We start from the raw sequence: 12,743 nt of genomic DNA on the forward strand, positions 1-12,743 counted from the left end.
GGGTCGGGGCTCTGGGGCCGGGCGGGCGGTCAGGCGGGGGTGTGGAAGGGCAGTCCCGCGTCGGCGACCAGGTCCGTGCCGTCGTCGGAGGCGGCGGGCAGCAGGCTCGCGGTGCCGTCGGTGACGGGGACGACGCCCAGTTCCAGCAGTTCGGCCATGGCGGCGCTGCCCGCCATGTCGCGGACCTGGAGCTGGTAGCGGGCGGTGGTGCGGAACGTGCCGCCCGCCTCGTCGCCGGTGCGCTGGAGGAAGCCGGAGTCGACCAGGAAGGCGACGGCCTTGGCGATGATGCCGGTGGTGGAACCGGCCAGCCGCCGGGCGTCCTTGGTCGCGCCGGTCGCGCTGCGCCTGCTGTAGACCCGCCAGGCGGCTTCGAGGCCCGGAGCGTCGCTCGCCGGGTCGGTGATCTCGCCGCTCTCGTCGGCCCGCTCCTCCAGCCGACGGCAGGCCTGGCGGACAAAGGCGTCCACCCCGTTGACGGTGATACGGCCGATGTAGCCGTCGTCCGCGAGGTCCTCGGGGCGGGGGAAGGCGAGCGCGGCGGCGGCCAGGTGGGCGAGGCCGTGCAGGAAGCGGTCACCGGCGTCGGAGGCGGCGCGCCGGGCGTAGTCGCCCATGCGGACGGCGAAGACGGAGTCCTCGGCGGCGGCCACGGCCATTCCGGCGCGCGGCGAGACCTCCAGGACGATCAGGCCGAGCCCGGCGGCGACCGCGTCGGCGGTGCGGGCGAAGCCCGGGTCCTCGCGGTGGCGGCGGATCAGCTCGGCGTACTCGGCGTCACGGGCGGGCAGCAGCTTGGGCTGGAGGCCGAAGCCGACCAGCCGGGCGGCGTCGGCGACGTCCCCGGCGGTCAGCGCGGCGCCCTCCCGGTCGCGCAGCCCGTCCCGTTCGCGCGGGGCCTCGCGGGGCTGGTCGTACGTGTCGGGGGCGTCGGGGGCCTCGTACGCGGTGTCGCGGCCCGTTCCCGTGCCGGGGGCGGGGGCCGCCGCACCCCGGCGGTCGGTGCGCTCCTCGCGGTCGTCGGTCACGGCGTCCTCTCCTTGTGCTCCTTGGGCTCCGCGGGGCGGCTCTCCAGGCGGGCGGTGCCGAGGACGAGGTCGGCGCCGCCGAACTCCGGGTCGTCCAGTTCGGTGCCGTCGTCGACGGCGAAGAGCAGCTGCGGTTCGCCCTGCCGTACGGCGGTGCCCACCGGCGGCGACGCGGCGTGCAGGGCCAGCAGCGCGACCAGGTAGGGCAGTTCGGGGTCGATCTCGCGGGCGCGGGCGAGCAGCCCGGACAGCCGGCGCGGCGCGTCGTGCGGCAGGTCCAGCAGGTCGAGGGCGGCTTCGAGCTGCTCGTCGGAGAAGCGGCTGTCGTCCGGGGTGGCGACGAGATCGGGTTCGGGCATCTCGGCGCCGAGGTGGTCGCGTTCCAGCGGCGGGGTGAGCAGCAGCTCGACCAGGTCGGTGACGCGGACGGCGGACGGGGTGCGCAGGCCCGTGCCGCGCGCGAAGAAGGCGTCGGTGACCCGGGAGGCCTGCTCGACCGGCAGCGGCAGCAGCGGTGCGACGAGCTGCCCGTACAGGTCGAGCCCGGCGCGGGCGGGGGGCGTGGCGAAGGCCTGCCGGTCCTGCTCGGCGCGGAAGAGCGGGCCGGCCTCCAGCAGCCGGGACTGGAGCTGGGTGTGCCGCCGGATGCAGTCCTTGACGATGTCGACAAGTTCGGCGGCGCGCCGCTTGTGCTCGGGATCCTCGGCCTCGTCGCGCGCCTTGCGGATGTTGGTCAGGATCGCGTTCTCGTGCCGGTAGCGGTCGGCGACATGGTCGAGGGCCTCGCTGATCAGGTCGGGGACCTGCCGCAGCCAGTCGACCGCCCGGACGTTGCGCCGCGTCGCCTCCAGGGTGCGGCGCAGCGTCTCGGCGTACTGCACCGTGCGGTAGCGGGCCTGCTCGGCGGCGAGCTGGGCGTCGGCCAGCCTGCCCCGGCTGATCAGCACCTCCAGCTTGACCTCGGCGGCGATCTGGGCGCTGGTGACGTCGGTGTCCAGGGCGCCGACCAGGACGTTGACGGCCTCGTCGGTGGCGCGCAGGTAGACGCTGCCGCCGGGGCCGGGCACCTCCTCGACGAGCTTGAAGTCGTAGTCCCTGCGGACGTACTCCCCGTCGGGGCCGAACGTGCCGTAGACGGCGCGGAATCCGCGGTCGGCACTGCCGACGTTGATCAGGTTCTCCAGCACCCAGCGGGCGACCCGCTCGTGCTCGGCGTGCGAGCGCGACGGCGTCTGGGCGGCGACCCGGGGCATCAGCCTGGCCACTATCTGGTCGTGGTCGGCGCCGGTGTCGAAGTCCATGTGGAGGGTGACCAGGTCGATCGCGGCGAGCGCGACCTCCGCCATCGCGTACACCGAATACTCACCCGCGAGATTCGCCTTGCGGGTGTCCAGGTCGTGCAGCGGGGCGGTGCAGGCGAGCGCCTTGAGACGGCGGGCCAGGCCCTCGTCTGCGGCGGGGCCCGGAGCCGGCCGGGGGGCACCCGGCAGCGGATACGGGACGGTCGTGGTCACGCCCCACACCCTAGGCGGTGCCACCGACATCGCACGAAACGGCACGGATCGGCACGGGGCGGACGCCCGTTGTCGGTGCGGGATGCCATGATCGGTCCACCGGCATCGTATCGGCAGGCGCGGGGGCCGGCCGACCGGGCGCAGGCAGGGAGAGGACGGCGAGCGGCATGGCGGACGGCGGCGCGGGCGGCGAGGCGGCCGCGGACTCCGGCGGCGGTACGGCCGGGGCGGTCGTCGATCTCAACGCCGATCTCGGCGAGGGCTTCGGCCGCTGGCATCTCACCGACGACGACGCGCTGCTGGAGGTCGTCACGAGCGCCAATGTCGCGTGCGGCTTCCACGCGGGCGATCCGGCGACGATGCGGCGGGTGTGCGAGCGGGCCGCGGCGAGCGGGGTGCGGATCGGGGCGCAGGTGTCCTACCGCGACCTCGCGGGCTTCGGGCGGCGGGCGATGGACGTGCCGCCGGGCGAGCTGGCGGCGGAAGTGGCGTACCAGATCGGGGCGCTGGAGGTCTTCGCACGGGCCGCGGGCGCGGAGGTGGCGTACGTCAAACCGCACGGGGCGCTCTACAACCGGGCGGTGCACGACGCCGAGCAGGCCGCCGCGATCGTCGAGGGCGTGCTGCTCGCCGGGCGGCTGCCCGTGCTGGGGCTGCCCGGCTCGGAACTGCTCGCGGCCGCGTCCGCCGCCGGACTGCCCGCGGTGGCCGAGGCGTTCGCGGACCGCGCGTACACCCCGCGGGGCACGCTGGTGCCGCGCCGCGAGCCCGGTGCGGTGGTCGGCGAGCCGGACGCGGTGGTGGAGCGGGCGGTGCGGATCGCCTCCGGCGCGGGAGTGGTGGCCGTGGACGGGCAGCCGGTGGCGGTCGCGGCGCGCTCGCTGTGCGTCCACGGCGACACGCCGGGCGCCGCCCGGCTCGCCGCCCGGGTCCGGGAGGCGCTGGAGGGCGCCGGGCTGCGGGTGGCGGCGTTCGTATGACGTACGGGGCGGCCGGTTCAGGACGCGTGGCGCGGCGGCGGGCGGCGGGCCGCTCCCGGGAGGTGAGGTCGGCGTGAGATGCCGGGTGCTGCCGATGGGGCGCGACGCGGTGCTGGTCGAGACCGAGGACGGCGAGCGGGCGCAGGCGCTGCACGCCGAACTGCTGCGGCGGCGCACCGCCGGGGAGTTCGCGGAGGTGCGGGAGATCGTGCCCGCCGCGCGCACGGTACTGGTCGCGGGCCTCGCCGATCCGCGCGGCTTCGCCGCCGCCGTGACCGGCTGGGAGGTGCCGCCCGTCGTACCGGGCGACGGCGAGCCGCGGGAGCTGCCGGTGCGTTTCGACGGGCCCGACGTGGCGGAGGTGGCCGCGCTGTGGACGGTCCGCCCGGAGGAGCTGCCCGGCATCGTCACGGCGACACCCTTCCGAGTCGCCTTCTGCGGCTTCGCACCCGGCTTCGCCTACCTGACCGGCCTCCCGCCCGAGCTGCACGTCCCGCGCCGCCCGACCCCGCGCACCGCCGTCCCCGCGGGCTCGGTCGCCCTGGCAGGCCCCTACGCGGGCGCCTACCCCCGCTCCTCCCCCGGCGGCTGGCAGCTCATCGGCACGACGGACGCCGCCCTGTGGGAGCCGTCCCGCACCCCGGCCGCCCTGCTGTCGCCGGGCACGGAGGTCCGCTTCGTGGAGGTGACGTCATGACCCGCCGGACGGACGGCGGCCGGACCGGGCGGGCGCGCCACGCCTCCCGGCCGCTCCGGTGGCCGTGGGAGCCGGAGCCGAGCCCACCCACCACGCTTCTGTGCCGGTTCGCGGGCGGCGGGAGCCGGAGTCGAACTCCCGCGCGGGCGCGCTCCCCGTGGCGGTGGGGCGGCGGGCACCGCGCCCCCGGGCGGGAGTGCGTGCGGTCGGCCGGTGCCCGGCGGGGGCCGGCCGCGGGCGGGGCCGTCACGGCGGCCGGTGCCGTATCCGCTCGTGGGCGGCGGCGGTCCGGCGGCGATCGGGGCCTTGCGGCGGACGGGGGTGGGCGGTGAGCGGCACGGGGTTCGTCGTGGTGCGGGCGGGGGCGCTGACGACCGTCCAGGACCTGGGGCGCGCCGGGTACGCGCATCTGGGGGTGCCGCGTTCGGGGGCGCTGGACGTACCGGCGTACCGGCTCGCGAACCGGCTGGTCGGCAACACCGAGGGGGCCGCCGCGCTGGAGACGACGGTCAACGGCTGCGCGGTGCGGGCCGTACGCCCGCTGCTCGTCGCCGTGACCGGGGCGCCCTGCCCGGTACGGGTCGGCGGGCGGCCCGCGGCGTGGGGCGCGCCCGTGCGGGTGCCGGACGGCGCGGTCCTGGAGGTCGGTGCCGCGACGGCCGGCCTGCGCTCGTACGTCGCCGTCGCGGGAGGACTCGCCGTCGAACCGGTGCTGGGCAGCCGCTCCGCCGACCTGCTCTCCGGGCTCGGACCCGCACCGCTCACCGACGGCGCCGAACTGCCCGTCGGCTCCGAGCGCGGTGCCGGCTGCGCCGCCGCCGACGTCCTGCCGTACGGGCCCGCGGGCGGTGAGCTGGTCCTGCCGCTGGTGCCGGGGCCGCGCGACGACTGGTTCGCGCCCGGCGCGCTCACCGAACTGGTCACCGGCGCCTACGTCGTCTCCCCCGCCTCCAACCGGATCGGCCTGCGCACCGCCGGTCCCGCACTGCGGCGGGCGGACGGGCGCGACGGGGAACTGCCGAGCGAACCCATGGTGCCCGGCGCCGTCCAGGTGCCGCCGGACGGGCGCCCCGTCGTCTTCCTCGCCGACCACCCGACGACCGGCGGCTACCCGGTGATCGGCGTCGTGCCCGAGGAGTCGCTGCCCGCCGCGGCCCAGTCCGTGCCGGGCAGCAGGATCCGCTTCGTCGTACTGCGTTCGGCCCGGCCCGCGGTGTGAACCGGCGGCGCCGCCTCGACGCCCAGCGCGTCCAGGGCCCGCGCGGTCTCCTCCCGGGCGGCGTGGTCGAGGAGCGGCGCCGTGCCGCGGGCGGTGTGCCGGTACTCCTCCGCCGCCAGCCGCAGCAGGTCGGGCAGCAGGTCCGTGCAGCGGTCCGCGACCCACTTCGTCCCGCGCGTCGCCATCCACCACACCGAGGCGGTGCGGCCCGGCGGCGGACCGTCCGGCGCGAGCCGCGGCGCGGGCCCCACGGCCAGGCCCGCCCCCACGAGCAGCCCGTGGAAATCGGCGGCCAGCATCCGGTGCCCGGTCTCGCTCGGGTGCAGCCGGTCGGCGCTCAGCGCGCCGGGGCTCGTCGCCCAGGGCCGCCGGGCGGCGTGCAGATGCAGGGCCCCATGATGCGCGGACAGGGCGTGCACGGTGTCGTTGAGCGCGCTCATCCGGCGGCCCAGCGGGCGCGCCAGCGGCCACGGCAAGCGCAGCACGGAGCCGGGGTCCGGGAGGCAGGCGGTGAGCACGACCGTGCCGCGGGCGCGCAGCGCGCCCAGCACGGTGTGGAGTTCGGCCGCGGTGCGGTCGATCGCGAAACCGCCGCGCAGGGTGTCGTTGCCGCCGACCAGGACGGAGGCGAGGTGCGGGCGGTAGTCGAGCGCCGCGCTCAACTGCGGGCCGGCCACGTCACCGCTGCGGGCGCCGCTGCGGGCGAGGTTGAGGAAGTCGGCGTCGAGGCTCGTGGCGAGGATGCCGGCCCAGCCGCGCCAGCCGCCGGCCGGCGCGGGGTCGCCGAGGCCCTCACTGACGGAGTCGCCGAGGGCGGCGAATCTCAGCTCACTCATGGGCGTGGCCTTTCACCGCGGGCCTGCCACTTGGTCCCGCCGGGTGCTTTGCGCGCCGTGGGGGCTGGGCGCGCAGTTCCCCGCGCCCCTGAGGGGGCTGGCACTTGGCGTCGCCCGGTGCCTTCCCCACCCTCGGGGCCGGGCGCGCAGTTCCCCGCGCCCCTGAAGGGGCTGCCACCTGGCGCCGCCCGGTGCCTTCCCCACCCTCGGGGCCGGGCGCGCAGTTCCCCGCGCCCCTCGGCACGGGGTGCCGGGACCCGTTTGTTCGCGAACCTCCGCCGGGACGGGGCTGGGCGCGCAGTTCCTCGCGCCCCTGAGCGGGTGCCGCCTGGCGCCGCCGGGTGGCTTGCGCGCCCCTCGGCACGGGCTGCCGGGGCCCGTTTGTTCGCGAACCTCCGCCGGGACGGGGCAGGGTGCGCGGTTGCTCGCGTCGTTGAGGGGGTGCGCTCATCGGGGGAGGTCCGCGGGGAGGGCGGTGTGGGCGGTGAGGAAGGCGGAGACGGCGGCGGGCCAGGTGTAGAGCTCGGCGCGGTGGCGGGCGCGGGTGCGGCGGGTGGGCGCGGGTACCGCGAGGAGGGTGCGGACGGCGGCGGCCAGTTCCGCGGGGGTCGTGCCGGAGCCGCCCGCGGGGCCGATGATGTCGGGGAGGGCGGATCGGGCGCTGGCCACCACGGGCGTGCCGCAGGCCAGCGCTTCGAGGGCGGCGAGCCCGAAGGTCTCGACGGGGCCCGGGGCCAGCGCGACGTCGGCGGTCGCGAGGATCGCCGCGAGGTCCTCGCGGCGGGCGACGTGGCCGAGGAAGGTCACGGGCAGCCGTGCCGACCTGGCGTGGGTGGTGAGGCGGGTGCGCAGCGGCCCCTCCCCCGCGACGACGAGAGCGGCGTCGACGCCGGCCCGCCGCAGGTGCGCGAGGGCCTGCAACGCGTCGTCGGGCCGCTTCTCGGGGCTCAGCCGGGAGCAGAGCACGAGCATGACGGCGGCGCCGTGCGCGTACCGCTCCCGCAGGCCGGGGTCGTGGTGGCCGGGGTGCAGGCCGCTGAGGTCGACGCCGAGCGGGGCGCGGACGACGTTGCGGGCGCCGATCCGGCGGAATTCCGCCTCGGCCCACGCGGTGGTGCACACGACGCGCGTGTAGGAGTGCGCGGTGCGCCGGTTGAGCGCGTCGGCGGCGCGGCGGGCGGCGGCGCCCGGGACGCCCCATGTGCCGAGGACGCCGTCGGCGCTCTCGTGCGACACCATGACGGCGGGCACCCTGCGCCGCCGGGCCCATTCGCCGGTCCAGCGCAGGGTGGTGCGGTCGGAGACCTCCAGCCGGTCGGGCGCCAGGGATTCGAGGACGGCGGCGACGGGCGCGCGGCGGGCGAGGACCCGGTAGCCGCCGCTGCCGGGGATCTCCGGGCCGGGCAGGGTGATGACGCGGCCCTGCGGGGTGGTCTCGTCGGACGCCTCGGGGCCGGGGATGACGAGGACGGGTTCGTGGCCCGCCGCCGCGTACCCCTCGCCGAGGTGGCGCAGCGCGGTGCGCAGGCCCCCGGAGACGGGGGTGACGAAGTTCGCGACGCGGACGATGCGCAGGCCGGAGGTCTTCATGCGGCGACCTTCGCGCGCTCGCCGAGCACCTGGTCGTAGTGGGAGAGCAGCAGGTCGCCGACGGCCTCCCAGCTGCGGGTGGCGACGGTGTCGCGGGCGGCGGCCCCGTAGCGCAGGCGCAGCCGCGGGTCGGCGTGCAGCAGCCGGACGGCGGTGCGGATCGCGAGGTCGTCGCCGGGCGGCACGAGCAGGCCGGTGCGGCCGTGGTCGACGAGGTCGAGGGGGCCGCCGGCGGCGGGCGCGACGACGGGGACGCCGCTGGCCATGGCTTCCTGGACGGTCTGGCAGAACGTCTCGAAGGGGCCGGTGTGGCAGAAGACGTCGAGGGAGGCGAAGATCCGGGCGAGGTCGTCGCCGGTCCTGCGGCCGAGGAAGACCGCGCTCGGCATCGCCTGGCGCAGGCCGGGCTCGCTGGGGCCGTCACCGACCACGACGACCCGCACACCGGGCAGTTCGCAGGTCCCGGCGAGGAGTTCGACGTGCTTCTCGGCGGCGAGCCGGCCGACGTAGCCGACGATCAGCTCGCCGCGCGGGGCGAGTTCGCGGCGCAGCGCGTCGTCGCGGCGGCGGGGGTGGAAGCGGACCGCGTCGACGCCGCGCGGCCACAGGTGGACGCGGGGGACGCCGTGCTCGGTGAGCGCGGTGACGGACGCGCTGGACGGGGCGAGCGTGCGGGCGGCGGCGGAGTGGACGGCGCGGATCCGGCGCCAGGCGGCGGCCTCACCGGCGTTGAGGTACGTCCTGGCGTATCCGGCGAGGTCGGTCTGGTAGACGGCGACGGCGGGGATGTGCAGCCGGGTCGCGGCGGCCTGGCCGCGGACGCCCAGGACGAAGGGGCTGGCCAGGTGGACGATGTCGGCGCGGTGCGCGGCGATCGCGGCGGCGGTGCGGCGGCCGGGCAGCGCGACGCGGACCTGGGGATAGCCGGGCAGCGGGAGCGAGGGGACGCGGACGACCGGGCACGGGTCGTCGGACTGCTGGTCGCCCGGTCCTGCGGGGGCGATGACCAGCGGGTCGTGGCCGGTCCTGGCGAGGTGTTCGGCGGTGCGCAGGGCGCAGTGGGCGACACCGTTGACGTCGGGCGGGAAGGATTCCGTGACGATGGCGACTCTCATACGGAGGTTGTCGCCGGACTGGACGTTGTCACGGCCACGAGGATCTTTCCCGAAGGGGAACGCCCCGTGAGCGTTGGCCCGCGCCTGACCCTCCGGGCAGGACGGCCACGGCGCACGCGTCCGTGCGGGCCGCCCGAAGCCCCCGGGGCGGTGCACCCGGCCCATGGCGACGGCCCCGTCGAGCCTCGGACAGCGTCCTACCCACCGGCCGCGGCATCCGCCGCGCAAGCCACCTTCCGGTCCACCCGGCACACCCCGCGTCGCCGGGCCAGTCGCGCCGCGCCCTCCCGCCGGGACGCGTCCCGCGGGCACCGTCGCCCACCGTGGCGCCCGCGCGGGACGACGGCGCCTACGCCCGTGCGCTCAGCGTGCGGTGCCGCCGGAGCTGAGTCTGCCGCGGACGGCGGTCTGCACCTCGGCCTCCTCGGCCGGATCGGCGGCGAGGCGGCGCAGTTGGGTCAGGACCCGGACGTCGCCGGAGGCGGCGCGGTGGGCGGCCAGTTCGCGGGTGGCCTCCTCGCAGTCCCACAGGCACTCCACGGCGAAGCCCGCGGCGAAGCCGGGGTCGGCGGCGGCCAGGGCGCGGGCGGCGGTGCCGCGCAGCTGCGAGCTGGCCGTCTCGCGGTACAGGTGGCGCAGCAGGGGTGCGGCGTGGCAGGCGGCGAGCCGGCCGGCGCCCTCGACGAGCGGCTCGATGCCCTCGGCGTCGGCGCCGTCGTTCCGGACGGCGCGGCGCAGCGCGGCGAGGACCAGTTCGCTGTCGGCGGGGCCGCCGTGCCGGGCGAGGGTGCGGGCGGCGGCGGCGCCGAGCGCGTCGGTGCGGGGGGCCCAGGCGCGGGCGCGTTCCAGGGCGTCGTCGTCGTGCATGCGTTCGAAGGATTCGACGGCCGCCCGCGCCACCCGCTCGTCGGCGGATTCGGCGGCGGCGCCGATCAGGTCGAGGCAGCGCGGGTCGCGGCGGTCGGACAGGTGCCTGAGGGCGGCGGCGCGGGCGGCGGAGGGGCCGTGCTCGGCGGCCGCGAGCAGCGCGGGGCGGTCCTCGGGCCCGGCGACGGCGGCCAGGCAGCGGGCGGCGGGCTGGTCCCGTTCGACGGCGGGGTGGGCGTCCAGGCCCTGCTGTGCCCAGTCCAGGACGGCGGCGACTCCCCAGCCGGGGGTGGGGCCGGCCGAGCGCATCTGGCGCTGCCAGCGGTCGAAGCTGACCTGTTCGCCGGCCCGCCGGACGCGTTCGGCGGTCGCGGGGTGTACGGCGTCCTCGGCCCACAGCTGCCAGGGCCGGGGCTCGTAGGCCTCGCGGACGGCGCGGGCGAGGTCCGCCTCGCCCTCGGGGGTCTGCGGGAAGCGGGCGACGACGGCGGGGCCGAGGGCGCGCAGCCCGGCCTCCCCGTCGCGGACGGCGAGTTCGTCGAGGGCCCATTCCCAGCAGCCGCCGGTCGCGGCGTAGCGGCGCAGCAGCCGCAGCGCGTCCCGCCTGCCGTATCCGGCGAGGTGGCCGAGGACGGACAGGGCCAGGCCGCAGCGGTGCTCGTCGGGGGCGATCACGTCGTCGGGCTGGAAGAGGTGCTGTTCGATCCCGTCGAGCGGGCCCTCCAGGTCGGAGTAGAGCCGCGCGTAGTAGAGGGAGCGCGACTCGACCCGCCAGTCCAGCCGGGGGTCGCGCAGCACGCAGTGCTCCAGGGCGGCGAGTGCCTCGGCCCGGGGCGCCGCGAGGGCGTGCAGGGGCCCGTCTCCGCGCCCCCGCTGGAGGAGGCCGAGAAGAGTGCCACTGGGCGCTATGTCTGGGTCGAACATGAGGTCAGCATCCGGTGCGGGGGATTCCATGGCAACGGGATTTCCGCTGCTGATGCCCGGCATCCTTACCGGCCACCGGGCATTTCATGCCTGGCGGCAGGGGCGGACCACGAGGGGGACGGGCGGCCGCAGCCTACCGACTCAGGGCCGCGCTGTCGCTTCCGGTACCCCCGCGACCAGGAGCAAGATGGCTCCAGCAGGTCGGGCAGGTGTCCGCGCAACAGCGGCCGGACGGCCATCGGGTGGCGCAAAACGCGCTGAGCACGTGGCATATGCCAGAAGCACCACCGGATCGGGTATCGCGGAAACCCTTACGGCCCATCGCTCCCTGTGCAACAGTCGTTACCGGCCCCTTCCGTCCGCCACGGCCGAGAGCGCCTGCCAGCAGACACGTTCGGAGTGCGTCATGCCGTCCCCAACGCATGCGGATCACACCGCCGCGCAGTTGCCCGACCCCGGTGCGGTGGACGCGCTCATCACCGAGGCGCGTCAGCTGCGGACGCGGGTCGACGCGATGCTGCGCGACGGCGACGGCCACACCGATCCCCAGCTGCGCTGGCGGCGCGCGCTGTGCGACCTCGCGGTGCACCAGCTCGACGACCTCGGCACCCACCTCGGGCAGCTGCGGGACGGGCTCGGTGACACCGCCACGCCCGACGGGCGGCCGCCGCTGCTGGACGTGCCGCTGCGCGACGGCGGGCCCGACGCGGCCGCCGTGGGCGCGCTGGGCCGGGCGGGCAGCGCGCAGTGGGATCTGCTCACCGACACCGCGCACTGGTCGGACGAGCTCTTCCGGATCTTCGGCCGCACCCCGGACGACGGGCCGCTCACCCTGGACGAGCTGCCGTCGTGGCTGTTCGCCGAGGACCAGGCGCTGCTGACCGGCATGGTGACCGGCTGCCTGGTGGACGGGCGCCCGATCGACGGGGAGTTCCGCATCGTGCGCGGCGACGGCTCGGTCCGCACCGTGCACATGGTCGGCGAGCCGGTGCTCGGCACCGACGGCGGCACGGAGTCGATGTGGGCGGTGCTGCGGGACGTCAGCGACCTGCGGCGCAGCCAGCGCACCCTGCGCGAGACCAGGGAGTCGCTGCAGCGGCAGCGGCAGATCGCACAGACCGAGCGGCGGATGGCGGTCGAGCTGCAGGAAGCCGTGCTGCCCCCGTGGCGCGGCGCCCAGCGCTTCCCGCAGGACGGGGGGCCGACCACGATGGATCTGGCGGCGCACTACCTGCCGTCGGCGACCAGCGCGCTCATCGGCGGCGACTGGTACGACGCGATGCAGTTGCCGGACGGCTCGTCCTTACTGACCGTCGGCGATCTCACCGGCCACGGCGTCGCCGCCACGTCCGGCATGGCGATGCTGCTCGGCGCGCTGCGCGGCATGGCCGTCGCGGGCCTCCAGCCCGGCCCGCTGATGGGCTGGCTCAACGAACTGCTCGACACCTCCCCGCAGCCCGCGCTGGGCAGCGCGCTGTGCTGCCGCTACGACCCGGGCACCCGGGTGCTGCACTGGGCGCAGGCCGGCCACCCCGCCCCGCTGCTCTTCCGCGACGGGACAGGGCGGCTGCTGGACGCGCCGGACGGCGTGCTGCTCGGCGCCACCTCGGGCGCGCAGTACGCCCAGGCCACCGAGCAGCTCGCGCCTGGCGACCTGCTGGTGCTGCACACCGACGGACTCGTTCCGCGGCGCGCCACGGCCGACGGCCGGGGCGTCCAGGATGCCGACGGGGGCGGGCACCGGCTGCTGTCCATGGCACCGCGGCTCACCGCCGCCAGGAGCGCGCAGGACTGCGTACGGCTGGTGGCGGAGGAGTTCGGCACCCCGGACCGCGAGGACGACGCGTGCGTGCTGATCGCCAGGATCGGCTGAACGGCACCAGCGCGGCGCGCACCGGAAGACGGCCGTACGATGCCGTGTCAGCGGCAGCGGACAGCCGGAAAGACGTCCTGGGCCTGAGGGGTGAGGAGTG

10 protein-coding genes are annotated in these 12,743 nt (G+C 76.9%); 4 read left to right on the forward strand and 6 right to left on the reverse strand.

Going from position 1 to position 12,743, the window contains the following annotated elements; translation table 11 throughout:
- Window positions 1–29 precede the first annotated feature (29 nt).
- Window positions 30–878 carry a hypothetical protein gene (locus tag ACWERV_RS20500; RefSeq protein WP_452935041.1) on the reverse strand — a complete coding sequence of 283 codons (849 nt, stop codon included), beginning with the start codon at window positions 876–878 and terminating at the stop codon, window positions 30–32.
- Window positions 879–1,024: 146 nt separating this feature from the next.
- Window positions 1,025–2,572 (reverse strand): hypothetical protein, encoded by a 1,548-nt coding sequence (locus ACWERV_RS20505; protein ID WP_452934926.1) that lies wholly within the window; start codon window positions 2,570–2,572, stop codon window positions 1,025–1,027.
- A gap of 137 nt (window positions 2,573–2,709) precedes the next feature.
- On the opposite strand from ACWERV_RS20505, the gene ACWERV_RS20510 reads away from it, so the two are divergent.
- From ACWERV_RS20510 to ACWERV_RS20520, 3 genes are all read left to right on the forward strand, one after another.
- Entirely contained in the window at window positions 2,710–3,522 is an 813-nt protein-coding gene (locus ACWERV_RS20510) for a LamB/YcsF family protein (RefSeq protein WP_452934928.1), read from the forward strand.
- A gap of 94 nt (window positions 3,523–3,616) precedes the next feature.
- Window positions 3,617–4,219 (forward strand): 5-oxoprolinase subunit B family protein, encoded by a 603-nt coding sequence (locus ACWERV_RS20515; RefSeq protein WP_452935044.1) that lies wholly within the window; start codon window positions 3,617–3,619, stop codon window positions 4,217–4,219.
- Between the two features lie 328 nt (window positions 4,220–4,547).
- Complete coding sequence (locus ACWERV_RS20520) at window positions 4,548–5,438, forward strand: 5-oxoprolinase subunit C family protein (RefSeq protein ID WP_452934931.1); 891 nt, start codon at window positions 4,548–4,550, stop codon at window positions 5,436–5,438.
- On the opposite strand, the gene ACWERV_RS20525 is transcribed toward ACWERV_RS20520, so the two are convergent.
- From ACWERV_RS20525 to ACWERV_RS20540, 4 genes are all read right to left on the reverse strand, one after another.
- Window positions 5,327–6,274 (reverse strand): SGNH/GDSL hydrolase family protein, encoded by a 948-nt coding sequence (locus ACWERV_RS20525; protein ID WP_452934935.1) that lies wholly within the window; start codon window positions 6,272–6,274, stop codon window positions 5,327–5,329. The two genes, ACWERV_RS20520 and ACWERV_RS20525, sit on opposite strands and share 112 nt — an antisense overlap.
- A 447-nt stretch (window positions 6,275–6,721) precedes the next feature.
- Window positions 6,722–7,864 (reverse strand): glycosyltransferase, encoded by a 1,143-nt coding sequence (locus ACWERV_RS20530; protein WP_452934937.1) that lies wholly within the window; start codon window positions 7,862–7,864, stop codon window positions 6,722–6,724.
- Window positions 7,861–8,979, reverse strand: coding sequence for a glycosyltransferase family 4 protein (locus ACWERV_RS20535; RefSeq protein ID WP_452934938.1), 1,119 nt, complete (start codon window positions 8,977–8,979; stop codon window positions 7,861–7,863). The genes ACWERV_RS20530 and ACWERV_RS20535 overlap by 4 nt, the downstream gene beginning before the upstream one ends.
- A gap of 363 nt (window positions 8,980–9,342) precedes the next feature.
- Window positions 9,343–10,770, reverse strand: a complete 1,428-nt coding sequence (locus ACWERV_RS20540; protein WP_452934941.1) for a HEAT repeat domain-containing protein — start codon at window positions 10,768–10,770, stop codon at window positions 9,343–9,345.
- A 406-nt stretch (window positions 10,771–11,176) separates the two neighbouring features.
- Between ACWERV_RS20540 and ACWERV_RS20545 the strand changes: the two genes are divergently transcribed.
- Window positions 11,177–12,643, forward strand: a complete 1,467-nt coding sequence (locus ACWERV_RS20545) for a PP2C family protein-serine/threonine phosphatase (protein ID WP_452934944.1) — start codon at window positions 11,177–11,179, stop codon at window positions 12,641–12,643.
- Window positions 12,644–12,743 lie beyond the last annotated feature (100 nt).

The sequence above is a fragment of the Streptomyces sp. NPDC004031 genome (assembly GCF_053604375.1).